The sequence below is a fragment of the Rhodanobacter sp. KK11 genome, from assembly GCF_033345435.1.
Classification (GTDB): domain Bacteria; phylum Pseudomonadota; class Gammaproteobacteria; order Xanthomonadales; family Rhodanobacteraceae; genus Rhodanobacter.
This window is the reverse complement of the sequence record NZ_JAWPMI010000001.1, coordinates 1150148-1164269: the sequence shown is the minus strand read 5'-3', so window position 1 is coordinate 1164269 and position 14122 is coordinate 1150148. Positions and strand designations below refer to the sequence as shown.

The following is a 14122-nucleotide window of genomic DNA, read 5'->3' as shown; positions in this document are numbered from 1 at the left end:
TGCGCTCGACGGCACGAGGCCGCGGCGCAAGCGTGACCAAGGGGGGATCTTGCGCGATGGACAAGCTTGCCGGTGATCGCCGCATGAGCGCCGGTGCGCGCCGCGGTCCGTTCGCGCTCGAATCCCACGCCCTGCCCGCCCCCGGCTGGCCGCCCTGGCCCATGGCCGCCCCGGCCAGAGCCTGCGCCCGCACGTAGCGCAGCCCGCCCGCGACTTGACTCTCCCGATGGCGCCCGCGCGCCGCCGTCGCATCACTCTTCTGTCCAAGGAATCCCATCATGAACCGTACCTATCGACTGGTCTGGAACCGTGCCCTGCGCGTGATGCAGGTAGCTTCGGAACTGGCGACGCAGCCGCGCCAGGGCGACACCGTCGCGACAGCCTCGCGCAGGCCGCGCCGCCTGCTCGCCGTGGCCTGCGCCGTGGCGCTGTCGGCCAGCCTCGCCCCGCTGCCGGCATGGGCGACCGTGGGCGGCAGCCAGGGTGGCATCGGCGGTTCGGGGGGCGGCGCCTACGGCGGCAGCGGCGGCAACGGCAACGGCACGGGTGGCGGCGGTGGCAGCGGTCTGGCGGGCGAGCATGGCAGCAACGGCAACGGCGGCAACGGCGGCCACGGCGGCTCGGCCATCAGCGCCGGCGGCAGTGGCGGCAGCGTGGGCGCCACCACCGTCGGCACCACGTCGGTCACCGGCGGCAACGGCATGGACGGCCAGACCGACCCCGGCACCACGTTCATGAGCGGCGGCGGCGGCGGCGGCGGCGATGGCGTGTACACCACGGATACGAACCTCGCCGTCGGCGCAGGCCTGATCATCACCGGCGGCAACGGCGGCAGCGCGGGCAATGGCGACCGCATCGGCGGCGGCGGTGGCGGCGGCGGCGCCGGGCTGGTGGCGCTGAGTGACGCCACCGTGCTCGACAATGCCGGCAGCATTCTCGGCGGCGACGGCGGCAACGGCGGCAGCGGCCAATGGAGCGGCGGCGGTGGCGGCGGCGGCGACGGCATCCTGGTGTCGGGTGCGAACGGCAGCCTGACCAACAGCGGTCGCATCGCCGGCGGCGCGGGCGGCGCCGCGGGCCCCGCCCCGGGCAGCCTGGTCGGTGTGCCCGGCGAAGGTGGTGCCGGTGTCGACCTGGCTGCCGCTGGCGCCGACGTCACCAACAGCGGCAGCATCACGGGTGGCGATGCGCACACCATCGCCGGCGCGGGTATCGCCAGCGACAACGGCGGCCGGATCACAAACCAGCTCGGCGGCAGCATCGTCGGCGGCGACACGCTGGACAACTACACGACTGGCGGCAGCGGCATCGTGGCCGCCACCATTGGCACGCAGACCTTCGTCATCGACAACGCCGGCACCATCCGCGGCGGCACCGGCGCCCAGGCCAGCGGCGGCTACAGCGGCAACGGCACGGGCGGCACCGGTATCCAGGCCTCGGGCAACCTGACCCTCGGCAACGGCGGGCTGATCGAAGGTGGCCAGGGCGGTTCCAACGGCGGCGGCGGGCGCGGCGGCACCGGCATCGCCATCACCGTCGCCAGCGGTGAGCAGGCCAACATCACCAACCGCAGCGGCGGCGTCATCCGCGGCGGCTACGGCGGCGTGCCCGGAAACGGCAACTACGGCGGCTACGGCATCGTTGCCAACGGCAACGTGGCTATCGTCAACCAGTCGGGCGCCTCGATTCTCGGCGACGACGGCGGCCTCAGCGACATCAGCACCTCCGGTGGCACCGCGATCGTCGCCACCGGCGGCGCCAGCATCGACAACAGCGGCACGATCGCGGGCACCGGCGGCATCGACGCCGGGACTGCCATCGCCGCGAACGCAGCCAGCATCGTCAATCGCACCGGCGGCACCATCCAGGGCGGCAACGGCCAGGATGCCAATGCCGGCGCGGCGGCCATCGTCGCCACCGGCCAGACCTCGATCGACAACGGCGGTCATCTCGTCGGCGGCGTCTCTTCCGCCGATGGCACGCAGGCCGCTGCGGTGGTGCTCTTCGGCGGCGGCAACACCCTGCTGCTGCGCGCCGGTTCCAGCATCACCGGCAGCGTGCTCAGCAACAGCGGCAGCGGCGCCGGCGGCGACAGCTTCATCCTCGGCGGCGATGCCAATGCCGCCGGCGGCAACACGTTCGATGCCGGCACCGCGTCGGGCTTCGCCAGCTACCAGAAGGCCGGCGTCAGTACCTGGACGCTGACCGGCACCGGCTCCGCCGCACAGAACTGGTCGATCGCCGCCGGCATCCTGGTCGGCGACAGCAGCAGCGTGGTCGGCAACATCGACGACGGCGCCGCGCTGGTATTCGACCAGGCCGCGGATGGCAACTTCAGCGGCATCGTCAGCGGCAGCGGCAGCCTCACCAAGAGCGGCACCGGCGTGCTGACGCTGACTGCCGACAACACCTATGCCGGTGGCACCGCAATCAACGCGGGCACCTTGTCCGTGTTTGGCGACAACAACCTCGGTGACAGCGCCGGTGCGGTGGGCATCGACAACGCCACCTTGCAGGCCAATGACTGGTTCGCTTCGGCGCGCGCCTTCATTCTCACCAACTACGCGCACATCGACACGCAGAGATACAACGTCACCCTGTCCGGCCCGATCACGGCAAACGGCTACGGCATCCTCTACAAGGATGGCACCGGCACGCTCACCCTCACCGGCCAAGCCAACTCCTATCAGGGCACGGTCATCGACGCCGGCACGCTGGCGCTGTCCGGCGGCGGCGTCGCCAATGGCAGCCTGAGCATCGCCGGAGGCGCCACTTTCGACATCTCGCAGACCACCGCCGGCGCCAGCACCGGCCCGCTCGGCGGCACAGGCACCGTGGCGCTAGGTGGGCAAACGCTCACCGTCAACCTCGGCTCGTCGAACTGGAGCTTCGACGGCGTGCTGGCCGACGGCGGCATTGGCGGCGGCACCGGCGGCAGCGTGATGATCGCGGACGATCGCGGCATCGCCACCCTCACCGGCACAAATACCTATACCGGCAGCACCACCATCGTGGCCGGCACGCTGACATTGACCGGCACGGGAAGCATCGCCGCATCCAGCGGATTGGTCGACAACGGCACATTCGACATCAGCGGCACCGGCGCCGGCGCCCGCATCGCCAGCCTGGGCGGCATCGGCGCCGTGACACTAGGCAGCCAGGTCCTGACCCTGACCCACGCCCATGACAGCTTCGCGGGCGCTATCGCCGGCAGCGGCGGCCTGGCGCTCGAGGACGGCCGACAGGTACTGAACGGTATCAATACCTACACCGGCCTCACCGTGCTACGCGGCGGCGCCCTGATCGTGGGTGACGACACCCACGCCGGAGCCGTCATCGCCGGCAACGCGCGGGTCGACAGCGGCGCCACCCTCGGCGGCCATGGCCGCGTCGGCGGCGACGTCAACCTGCAGGTCAGCAGTCACCTGGCGCCCGGGGCGTCGATCGGCACGCTGACCATCGGCGGCAATCTCGTCGCCGCATCCGGCAGCTCGCTCGACTATGAATTCGGCGCGCCCGGCGCCGACTTCCACACCTTCGGCGCCGGTGACAGCGTGACGGTGGGCGGCAACCTCGAACTGGACGGCGCGGTGCTCAACGTTGCCGATACCGGCGGCATGGAGGCAGGTCTCTACAATGTGTTCCGCTGGGGCGGCTCGCTCACCGAGACGAACGGCGGCCTGGCCTTCGGCAGCACGCCGGCCGGCAGCATCCTGCAACTGCAGACGCTCACTGCCGACAAGCAGATCAACCTGTTCGTAACCACCGGCCTCACGTTGAACATCTGGAACGCCAACGGCGAGGCCAGCGCCAGCCGCATGGGCGGCGGCAGCGGCAACTGGACGACCAGCGCGCCGCTGTGGACCGACACGCAAGCCAACCTCACCTCGACGATGCAGCCGCAGCCGGGCTTCGCCATCTTCGGCGGCACGGCGGGCACGGTCACGCTGGACGCCAGTGCGGGCGCGGTCAGCGCCACCAGCCTGCAGTTCGCCAGCGACGGCTACACGCTCACGGGCGACACGCTGACCCTGGTCGCCGACACCGGCATGCCGGTGGTCCGCGTGGGCGACGGCTCCAGTGCGGGCGCGGGCATGACCGCGACGATCGGCAACGTGCTTGCCGGCAGCGCCGGCCTGATCAAGGCCGACCTCGGCACCCTGGTGCTTGCCAGCGCGAACACCTACACCGGCGGCACCTTCGTCGACGGCGGTACGCTGTCCGTGTCCGGCGACGGCAACCTCGGTGCCGCCAGCGGCGCCATCACCCTCGACGGCGGCACGCTGCGCGTGACTGGCACCGCGTTCCAGCACACCGTGCGCACGCTCACCCTGGGCGATGCCGGCGGTGGCCTCAACATCGCCGACGCGGGCAACACCTTCACCGTCGACCAGGCGCTATCCGGCAACGGCAGTCTGACCAAGCGTGGCGCCGGCACCCTCGTGCTCACCGGCGCCAACACCTATACCGGCGGCACCAGCGTGGTAGCGGGCACGCTTGTCGGCGATGCCACCAGCCTGCGCGGCGCGATCACCGATGACGCCACGCTGTCCTTCGTGCAGGCCACCAACGGCAGTTTCGACGGCACGCTGTCCGGCCGCGGCACGCTGCTGAAATCCGGCACCGGCACGCTCACCATCAACGGCACCAACCCGTTCGCCGGCGCTACCACCGTGCAGGCCGGCACTCTGGTGGTGGGCGACGACAGCCACGCCGCAGCCACGCTGGGCGGCACGGTGACGGTGGCCGCCGACGCCACGCTGGGAGGCATCGGCACGCTCGGTGGGCTCGACCTGGCCGGCACGCTCAGCCCCGGCAACTCGGTCGGCACGCTGCACGTGAGCGGCGACGCCACCATCCAGCAAGGTGCGAACCTGCGCATCGAAGCTACGCCGGACGGCCACGCCGACCAGCTCGCCGTAGGCGGCAAGGTCGCCATCCAGGGCGGCAGTGCGCTGGTGCTGGCGCAGTCGGGCAACTGGGCGCCGCGCACCGATTACACCATCGTGACGGCGGCGGGTGGGGTGAGCGGCCAGTTCGCCTCGGCCAGTTCCAGCCTCGCCTTCCTCGACCCGGTGCTGAGCTACAGCGCCAACGCGGTGAACCTGTCCTTGCAGCGCAACGACGTCGGTTTCGCCGACGCGGGCGTCACCCCGAACCAGAAAGCCGCCGCGCACGGCGCGGAGAGCCTGGGCTGGGGAACGCCCGTGTATGACGCGCTGGTGAAGCTGGATGTGCCGCAGGCACGACGCGCCTTCGACCAGTTGAGCGGCGAGATCTACCCAAGCACGCTCGCCGCGCTGACCGAGGACGATCGCTACCTGCGCGACGCGGTCAACCGCCATCTGCTCGGCCTGGGCGAAGGCGTCGACGGCCGCACCGCCGACGGCACCGGCGCGTGGCTGAGCACCTGGGGCCACTGGGGCCGCGACGACGGCGACAGCAACGCGGCCTCGCTGCGTGCCAACGGCAGCGGGTTGCTGCTGGGCGTGGACCGCAGCGTGGGCACGGACAGCCGCTTGGGCCTGCTGCTCGGCCACGGCCAGAACTCGATGGACGTGGCCGGGCGCACCTCGTCGGCACACGTGCTCAACCACCAGTTGGGCGTGTACGGTGATACCGCGTTCGGCGCGCTGCGCCTGCGCGCCGCCGCCGTCCACGCGTGGCAGGACGTGGACACCCAGCGTACCGTGGCCTTTCCCGGTTTCGACGAACGCCTCGCCAGCCGCCGCCACCTGCGCACCGACCAGGCCTACGTGGAAGCCGGCTATCGCTTCACGACGTCGCACGGCCACCAGTGGGAGCCGTTCGTGAACCTGGCACGCACGCAACAGCACGCCGAGGCGGCGCGGGAACACGGCGGCCAGGCCGCGCTGGCGGTGGCTGCCGCCGATCCGTCGGTGAACAGCGCCGCACTGGGCCTGCGCGACACCTTCACCTCGCAGGCCGGCGTGCACGTCCAAGCCAGTCTCGCCTGGCAGCACGGCTGGGGCGATCTCGCATCGAAGGACGACATGCGCTTCGTCGCTGGCGGCGACAGTTTCGTCATCGCCGGCGTGCCGCTGAGCCACCACGCGTTGCTCGCCAACCTGGGCATCGATTTTCAGGTGGCACGCAACGTCACGGTGGACGCCAGCTACCTCGGCCAGTTCGCCTCAGGCTATCGGGACCAGGGTGCGCGGATGGGCCTGACGGTGACGTTCTGACGCCCCGCCGTCGCCGGTTCCGCCGTGTGGCGGGACCGGCGATGTGCGACTGCCGCACGACGCTCATGCCGCGAGGTTCTAAACTCGTCGGATGCTCAAGATCGACACCCACGCGCACATCCTGCCCCGCGACTGGCCGAATCTGGCGGCCAAGTACGGCGACGACCGCTTCCCGGTGATGACCCATACCGACGGGCACCACCGCATCTACAAGGACAGCCGCTTCTTCCGCGAGGTGTGGGAATCGGCGTTCGACCCGCAGACGCGCATCGACGACTACGCCCGCTTCGGCGTCGACGTGCAGGTGATCTCCACCGTGCCGGTGCTGTTTTCGTACTGGGCGCCGGGGCACCAGGCGCTGGAACTGCACCGCCATCTGAACGACCACATGGGCGGCATCTGCCGCGACTTCCCGCGCCACTACGCCGGCATCGGCACGGTGCCGCTGCAGGCGCCGCAGCTGGCCGTGCGCGAGCTGGAACGCTGCATCGACGAACTGGGCCTGCAAGGCGTGCAGATCGGCTCGCACTGCGGCGACTGGAACCTGGACGCGCCGGAACTGTTCCCGTTCTTCGAGGCGGCCGCCGACCTCGGCGCTGCGATCCTGGTGCACCCGTGGGACATGATGGGCATGGCCAGCATGCCGAAGTACTGGATGCCATGGCTGGTCGGCATGCCGGCCGAGCAGTCGCGCGCCGCCTGCTGTCTGGCCTTCGGCGGCGTGATGGAGCGGCTGCCGAAGCTGCGCGTGATGCTGGCCCACGGTGGCGGCAGCTTCCCCTACACCATCGGCCGCATCGAGCACGGCTTCCGCATGCGCCCGGACCTGGTCGCCACCGACAACCCGCGCAACCCGCGCGAGTACCTCCAGCGCTTCTACTTCGACTCCTGCGTGCACGACGACCAGGCGCTGCGCTATCTGCTGGATGTGACCGGTGTCCACCAGGTGATGCTCGGCACCGACTATCCTTTCCCGCTGGGGGAGCAGGCGCCCGGCAGCGGCATCGAGGCGCTGGGCCTGGACGAAGCCGACCGCGCACGACTGTTCCACGGCACGGCGCTGGAATGGCTGGGCCTGCCCCGCCACCGTTTCGCTCCCGACCCCATCCTGAAGGAATCCGCATGAGCCTTCTGCGCAGCCCCACCCTCGCGATCGCCTTCGCCGCCGCGCTGGCCGCCGGCGGTGCACACGCCGCCGACGTCAGCATGGCCGGCGGCGCCGTCCACTTCACCACGCCGGACAGCTGGCTCGGCATCATGGAAACCCAGGGCGACCCCGAAGCCCGCGTGTTCCAGGTGCCCGACCCCTCGCCCACCGGCAGGAACAACCTCGCCCGCGTCACCGTCACGGTGAAGCAGGTGGCCGACGTCAACGGCTTCAACCAGTACCGCAGCGAAGCCACCGCGAAAGCCATGGCGCTGCCCGGCTACAAGGCCGCCGCAGTGCCGCCCGGCCCGAACAGCAACGTCTACACCGCGCAGGAAAACGCCACCGCCTTCAGCTACACCGAGCACTACTGGTTCAAGAATGGCCACGCGATCCAGCTGCGCTGCGTGCGCCCCAGCCAGACCGAAGCCGGCGCCGACTGGAAGGCCGCCTTCGACAAGGGCTGCGACGCGATCGCCGCGCAACTCAAATAGCCAACCGCCACGCTCCCTCCCCTGCTCTGCAGGGGAGGGCTGGGGAGGGGTAGCTCTTGATCTTCACCTCCCTTGCCCCTGAACGCAGGCGGAGGATTTGCCGCCAAGAGACTCCCCATGCTCGCAAGCTTCGAAGCCACCTCCGACTGGGCCAACGCCCGCGACGCCGCCGATCCGCTGCGCGCATTCCGCGACGAGTTCCTGATCCCGCCGCACGAGGGTCGCGACGGCCAGCCGGTCGACAGCGTGTACTTCTGCGGCAACTCGCTCGGCTTGCAGCCGCGCGCCGTGCGCGAGGCGGTCAACGCGGAACTGGATTACTGGGGCGAACTGGGCGTGGAAGGCCACTTCAAGGGCCGCCTGCCGTGGATGGACTACCACGAGTTCGTGCGCGACGACCTCGCCACAGTGGTCGGTGCGCTTCCCGTCGAAGTAGTGGCGATGAACACCCTGGGCGTGAACCTGCACCTGATGATGGTGAGCTTCTACCGCCCCACGCCGGAGCGCCACGCCATCCTGATCGAGGCCGGCAGCTTCCCCACCGACCGCTACGCGGTGGAGTCGCAGATCCGCTTTCACGGCTTCAGTCCCGCGCTGTCGCTGATCGAGCTGGAGGCCGACGAACCGAACGGCACCACCTCGATGCAGGCGATCGAGCGCGCGCTGGCCGAGCACGGCGAGCAGATCGCGCTGGTGCTGCTGCCCGGCGTGCAGTACCGCACCGGCCAGGCGTTCGACCTCAAAGCGATCACCGAGCTGGGGCACCGCCACGGCTGCATGGTCGGCTTCGACCTCGCCCACGCCGTCGGCAACCTGCCGCTGCAACTGCACGACAGCGGCGCCGACTTCGCGATCTGGTGCAGCTACAAGTACCTGAACTCCGGCCCCGGCGCGATCGGCGGCGCCTTCGTGCACGAACGCCACGCGCAAGCCGCGCTGCCGCGCTTCGCCGGCTGGTGGGGCCACGACAAGACCACCCGCTTCCAGATGGGCCCGGAGTTCGTGCCCACCCCCGGCGCCGACGGCTGGCAGCTGTCCAACCCGCCGATCCTGGCGCTGGCCCCGCTGCGCGTATCACTGGAAATTTTTCGCCGCGCCGGCATGGATCGCCTGCGCGAGAAATCGCTGCAGCTCACCGGCTACCTGGAATGGCTGGTGCAGACCCAACTCGCCGACGTATTGGAAGTGGTCACCCCCACCGAACCCGCACGCCGCGGCGCCCAGCTGTCGATCCGCGTAACCGGCGGCCGCGAGCGCGGCCGTGCCTTGTTCGAATACCTGATGGCAAACGGCGTCATCGGCGACTGGCGCGAACCGGACGTGATCCGCATCTCGCCGGCACCGCTGTACAACCGGTTCGCGGATTGTCTGGCGTTTGCGGAGGCGGTGCGGGGGTGGAGTCCTGGCGGTTGATTTGGTTGTGCCGAACAAGTTCTTCGCCGGGATATCCGGCCGATGGCCCGCTCCAATCGAACAGGGGAAAACATGAACGCACGCAGCGTCGCAGTGACAAGTCTGCTCGTAAGCGCCCTGCTCGCCACTCCGTGCCTTGGCCAGGAAGGTGCCGAGTCATTGGTCACCGATACCGTCTACACGAAGCCGCAGCAGCTGGTGAACGTGGGGCACGGTCGCCGCATGAACCTCTACTGCCGCGGTTCCGGTTCACCGACGGTGATCCTGGACGCCGGCATGGGTGACTCCACGATTTCGTGGGCGCTGGTGCAGCCGGCTATCGCGGCCAAGACACGCGTCTGCTCCTACGACCGCGCCGGACTGGGCTTCAGTGACGGATCAAGCCGCCCGAGCACGGCGAGCAACACCGCCGACGATCTGCATACCCTGCTGAAGGCCGCGCGCGTTGCTCCGCCCTACGTGCTGGTTGGCCACTCGGCTGCGGGCATGTACATTCGCGTGTACGCTGACCGTTATCCCAATGAGGTGGTCGGCATGGTCTCGGTCGAAGGCTCGCACGAGGACCAGTGGGTTCGCGGATGGGCCATTGGCGCACCGGGGCAGCAGGCCAAGTGGGATAGCTTCCTGAAGGAATACGGCAGTTGCGTGGACGAGGCGAAACGTGGCCTCGTTGCAGGTACCCCGGCCTACAAGAAATGCGTCGGTGACCCCGATCCACGCTTCAGCCCTGCCATCAACGAAGCGCAGGCGCGTTACGCATCAACTGTGCGCTGGCAGGCCGCGGCCGCTTCCGAACGTCAAGCCGTGGCCTACGCAAGCGCCGACCAGACACGGGCCACGCGCAAGCATTATGGTGACATGCCGATCATCGTGCTGACCCATTCGCCCTATCCGAAGGCGAAGGATGAGACCCAAGAGGAACGGAATCAGCGCACGCTGCTATGGGAATCGCTGCACCTCGACGTTGCAGCAATGTCGTCGCGTGGCGTGAATGAGGTCGTGCCGAACTCGGGGCACTACATCCAGTACGACCACCCACAGGTCGTGATCGATGCCGTGAATCAGGCCGTAGCCATCGCCCGGGGCCAGTTCTCGAAACAGTGAGCTGGTAACTGCGGGATCGGCTCCGTACCCGGCTCTGCAAATGCCTCACTCGCTTCCCTTCGTGCACCACGAGACGCTCGATGATGAGCGACTCCGCTGCTATCGGCCTGCGGGCGCGCAGCCGCGTGATGGAGATGCCGATTTCGGCGCCCTCGCTGAGCGGAAGGAGGCATTGACAACCACCACCGCGGAGCGGAACGCTGGCACAAGCGTTGTGCGGCGGTTTCATCGGCGATGGCGATGACTTCGGTGTGGTCGGAGCTGTAGCGGCGGATGTGGGCGATGGCGTCGTCAAGGCTATCCACCACGTGCGCAGCGAACTTCAATCGAGCCATCCCGCAAGCCTGCCGCGCCGAAGAATCTGGTCGCCGATTCCGCGACGGCTTCGCCGACCTCGACAGCGTTTATGGTTTGCTTTGCCCGGCGTTGCCCAACGGCAGGTACAAGGTAAGCGCGTCGGCCGCGGTTGCGCGGAAACCGTAGCGGCGGTAGAAGGCGGCGGCGCGCTCGTGCAGCGCGTCCACCAGCAAGGCATGGATGCCCAGCTCCGCGCGCAGCCCGAGGCAGCGTTTCACCACGTCCTGCAACAGCGCTTCGCCCAGGCCATGGCCCTGCTCGCCCAGCGCCACGGCGAGACGCGCCAGGCGCGCCACGGGCACCGGGTGGCGCGGCAGGCGGCGCCTGTCCGCCGACGTCAGCTCGCCCAGGGACAGCTGCGCCGCGGCGAGCGAGTAGTAGCCGAGGATCGCCGATGGCGACGTGTTCTCGACCAGCACATGCGTGGTGGCGACGCCGGCACGGTGATGCTGGGTGGCCAGCTCATGCAGGTAGCGGTTGAGCGAGGGCTCGCCGCAATCGAAGCCTGCGCGATCGTGGATGCGGCCATCCAGCCGTTGGACGACGAGCACCGCTCAGCGCCGCGCCAGACCGCGTTCCATCGCCTTCTTGAGCCGCGCATTGGGCGCAAACGGCTTGTCCAGCGCCGCGAGGAAACGGCGCGACTCCTCCGCCGACAACGTGACGGAGAGCTCGGCGGCCATCACGTTCTCGGCCTCGCGCAGCACGGCATCGCGCACGAAGGTGGACAGCGGCACGCCGCGCAGATCAGCGGCACGGCTGATGCGAGCCTTGTCGGTGGGGTTCAGGCGAAGGTCGAGGCGGGCGGCGGCAGTCATGGCAGTCTCCTTTGTACGGAAGATTACCGTACAAAAGAGCCATACGCAAAGTGCCGAACCAGGCGCAGCCGCCAGTGCAGGCCTGCGGATGGCCGGGCCACCAGCCGCCGCCACAGGTGCGGACAAACCCGCCTAGATGCTGCTCCCTGGATGCCTCACCTGCCCTTCCCCGCGCACCACGAAGCGCTCGATGGTCAGCGCCTCGGCCCCCATCGGGCCATAGGCATGCAGCCGCGTGGTGGAAATGCCGATCTCGGCGCCGAGACCGAGTTCGCCGCCATCGCTGAAGCGCGACGAGGCGTTGACCATCACCACGGCCGAGCGGATCGCCTGCACGAAGCGTTGCGCGGCGGCCTGGTCGGCGGTGGCGATGACTTCGGTGTGGTCGGAGCCGTAGCGGCGGATGTGGGCGATGGCGGCGTCGAGGTCATCGACCACACGCACGGCGAGGATCAGGTCGAGGAATTCGGCGGCGTAGTCGTCTTCCGTGGCGGCGTGCATGTCGGGGACCAGTGCGCGGCTGCGTTCGTCGCCGCGCAGTTCGACGCCGCGTTCGCGCAAGGCGGCCACCGCGCGCGGCAGGAAGGTGTCGGCGACGTCGCGATGCACCAGCAGCGTCTCCAGCGCATTGCACACGCCGGGACGCGAGGTCTTGCCGTCAATAAGCAGATCAAGGGCCAGCGTGGGGTCGGCGGTGCGGTCCACGTACAGGTGGCAGACGCCCTTGTAGTGTTTGATCACCGGCACCCGCGCGTGCTCGGCGACGAAGCGGATCAGCCCTTCGCCGCCGCGCGGGATGGCCAGGTCGACGATGTCGACGAGTTGCAGTAGCTCGACCATCGCCTCGCGGCTGAGATCCTGCAACACCGTCACCGCCGCCTCGGGCACGCCGTGCGTGCGCAGCGCGGCATGCAATGCCGCGGCGATGGCGAGGTTGGAATGGATCGCCTCGGAGCCGCCGCGCAGGATCACCGCGTTGCCCGCCATCAGGCACAGCGCCGCGGCGTCGGCGGTGACGTTGGGGCGCGCCTCGTAGATCATCGCGATCACGCCGAGTGGGATGCGCACGCGCTCGACCGACAGCCCGTTCGGCCGTGGCTCGTGGCGGGTCGTCACGCCGACCGGATCGGGCAGTTCGGCCACCTCGCGCAGCGCGCCGGCGATACCGGCCACGCGCGCCTCGTCCAGCCGCAGGCGGTCGAGCATGGCGCCCTGCACGCCTTCCGCCGCGGCCTGGCGCATGTCCTCGGCGTTGGCGGCCAGCACCGCGGCGGATTGCGCTTCCAGCGCCGCGGCCATGTCGCGCAGCAGCGCGCGCTTCGCCTCGCTGCCCAGCGCCGCAACAGCCTGGGCGGCGTCGCGGCAAGCCAGTGCCTGTTCGCGGATCGTGTTCATGCGCTGATCTCCTGCCCGGACGCCACCGGGCGATTCATGCTGACGAGGTCGTCGCGGTGCACCACCTCGTCGCCGTAGCTGTAGCCGAGCACGCCGTCGATCTCACGGCTGTGCCGGCCGGCCAGCCGGCGCACCTCGGCGGCACCGTACTGGCTGAGTCCGCGCGCAACGGCGGCGCCGTCCGCGTCGACGATCTCCACCAGGTCGCCGCGGTGGAACTCGCCATCGGCGCCGAGCACGCCGCCCGGCAGCAGCGAGACGCGCCCGCCGCTCAAGGCCTTCACCGCACCGGCGTCGATGCGGATGCGGCCCGGTGCGGCGGGTGCGTGGCGCAGCCAGTACTTGCGCGCCTGCAACCGCGTGGAAGCCGCGGCGATCAGCGTACCGCGCAGTTGCCCGCGTTGCAGCGCCTGCACGGTGGCCGTCTCGCGCCCGCTGAACAAGGCCGTGGGGATGCCGGCCGCGGCGGCTTTCGCTGCCGCCTGCAGCTTGGTGCGCATGCCGCCGGTGCCGGCCGCGCTGCCGCTGTCGCCGGCCATCGCGACGATCTCCGGCGTGAGTGCGGCAACATGCGGGATCGGCACGGCCGCGGGATCGCGCCGCGGGTCGGCGCTGTACAGCGCATCGACGTCGGAGGCGATCAGCAGCAGGTCGGCGTCGACCAGCGCGGCGACGATGGCGGCGAGGTTGTCGTTGTCGCCGAGCTTCAATTCATCCACCGACACGGTGTCGTTCTCGTTGATCACCGGCAGCACGCCAAGCTGCAAGAGTTCGCGCAAGGTGGCACGCGCGTTGAGGTAGCGGCGGCGGTTGCGCAGGTCGTCGTGGGTCAGCAGCACCTGCGCCACCGGCCGCGTGCTCAGGGACTGCCATAGCGAGACCATCGGCGCCTGCCCCAGCGCGGCCAGCGCCTGCCGCGCGGCGAGGCCGCCACCGCTCGCATGCTGGCGCAGCAGCGCGCGTCCCGCCGCCACCGCACCGGAGGACACCAGCACCACTTCGCGGCCTTCGGCATAACTGGCGCTGATGAAGCCGGCCAGGGCTTCGGCATGACGCGGGGTGAGGCCGCCGCCGTCGGCGGCGAGCAGGTTGCTGCCCACTTTCAACACGGCGCGACCCCATGACGGTAGCGCCTGGCCGGGCAGTTCGGTACGCGCGCTCGCCGTGTCGATCACCGTCATGCTCATG

General features: G+C 69.9%; 9 protein-coding genes and 1 pseudogene. 5 read left to right on the top strand and 5 right to left on the bottom strand.

Translation table 11 applies throughout. The features are described 5' to 3' along the window. Positions 1-278: 278 nt before the first annotated feature. The 5 genes from R5H19_RS05180 (at position 279) to R5H19_RS05160 (ending at position 10364) form a co-directional block, all read left to right on the top strand. Positions 279-6206: an autotransporter-associated beta strand repeat-containing protein gene (locus R5H19_RS05180; protein WP_318157881.1), complete on the top strand. Its 5928-nt coding sequence runs from the start codon at positions 279-281 to the stop codon at positions 6204-6206. A 91-nt stretch (positions 6207-6297) separates the two neighbouring features. After that, entirely contained in the window at positions 6298-7332 is a 1035-nt protein-coding gene (locus R5H19_RS05175) for an amidohydrolase family protein (RefSeq protein WP_318157880.1), read from the top strand. Beyond that, on the top strand, positions 7329-7847 hold the full coding sequence (locus R5H19_RS05170; RefSeq protein WP_318157879.1) for a hypothetical protein: 519 nt from the start codon (positions 7329-7331) through the stop codon (positions 7845-7847). Before R5H19_RS05175 ends, R5H19_RS05170 begins: the two co-directional genes overlap by 4 nt. Positions 7848-7964: 117 nt before the next feature. After that, positions 7965-9260 (top strand): kynureninase, encoded by a 1296-nt coding sequence (gene kynU, locus R5H19_RS05165; protein WP_318157878.1) that lies wholly within the window; start codon positions 7965-7967, stop codon positions 9258-9260. Positions 9261-9332: 72 nt separating this feature from the next. Then, positions 9333-10364: an alpha/beta hydrolase gene (locus tag R5H19_RS05160; protein WP_318157877.1), complete on the top strand. Its 1032-nt coding sequence runs from the start codon at positions 9333-9335 to the stop codon at positions 10362-10364. A 25-nt stretch (positions 10365-10389) separates the two neighbouring features. On the opposite strand, the pseudogene R5H19_RS05155 reads toward R5H19_RS05160, so the two are convergent. The 5 genes and pseudogenes from R5H19_RS05155 to proB form a co-directional block, all read right to left on the bottom strand. Further along, positions 10390-10672 (bottom strand): annotated as a pseudogene (locus R5H19_RS05155) (gamma-glutamyl-phosphate reductase); the annotation flags it as partial. Positions 10673-10768: 96 nt separating this feature from the next. Next, complete coding sequence (locus tag R5H19_RS05150) at positions 10769-11272, bottom strand: GNAT family N-acetyltransferase (protein WP_318157876.1); 504 nt, start codon at positions 11270-11272, stop codon at positions 10769-10771. Between the two features lie 3 nt (positions 11273-11275). Beyond that, positions 11276-11539 (bottom strand): DUF1778 domain-containing protein, encoded by a 264-nt coding sequence (locus R5H19_RS05145; protein WP_318157875.1) that lies wholly within the window; start codon positions 11537-11539, stop codon positions 11276-11278. Positions 11540-11671: 132 nt separating this feature from the next. Further along, positions 11672-12934: a glutamate-5-semialdehyde dehydrogenase gene (locus R5H19_RS05140; protein WP_318157874.1), complete on the bottom strand. Its 1263-nt coding sequence runs from the start codon at positions 12932-12934 to the stop codon at positions 11672-11674. Next, positions 12931-14115: a glutamate 5-kinase gene (gene proB / locus R5H19_RS05135; RefSeq protein WP_318158159.1), complete on the bottom strand. Its 1185-nt coding sequence runs from the start codon at positions 14113-14115 to the stop codon at positions 12931-12933. Before proB ends, R5H19_RS05140 begins: the two co-directional genes overlap by 4 nt. Positions 14116-14122: the final 7 nt, after the last annotated feature.

Excerpts from the sequence above, each read along its gene's own strand:
- R5H19_RS05180 (WP_318157881.1), top strand. The coding sequence starts at position 279 with ATGAACCGTACCTATCGACTGGTCTGGAACCGTGCCCTGCGCGTGATG.
- R5H19_RS05175 (WP_318157880.1), top strand. The coding sequence starts at position 6,298 with ATGCTCAAGATCGACACCCACGCGCACATCCTGCCCCGCGACTGGCCG.
- R5H19_RS05170 (WP_318157879.1), top strand. The coding sequence starts at position 7,329 with ATGAGCCTTCTGCGCAGCCCCACCCTCGCGATCGCCTTCGCCGCCGCG.
- kynU (WP_318157878.1), top strand. The coding sequence starts at position 7,965 with ATGCTCGCAAGCTTCGAAGCCACCTCCGACTGGGCCAACGCCCGCGAC.
- R5H19_RS05160 (WP_318157877.1), top strand. The coding sequence starts at position 9,333 with ATGAACGCACGCAGCGTCGCAGTGACAAGTCTGCTCGTAAGCGCCCTG.
- R5H19_RS05145 (WP_318157875.1), bottom strand. The coding sequence starts at position 11,539 with ATGACTGCCGCCGCCCGCCTCGACCTTCGCCTGAACCCCACCGACAAG.
- R5H19_RS05140 (WP_318157874.1), bottom strand. The coding sequence starts at position 12,934 with ATGAACACGATCCGCGAACAGGCACTGGCTTGCCGCGACGCCGCCCAG.
- proB (WP_318158159.1), bottom strand. The coding sequence starts at position 14,115 with ATGACGGTGATCGACACGGCGAGCGCGCGTACCGAACTGCCCGGCCAG.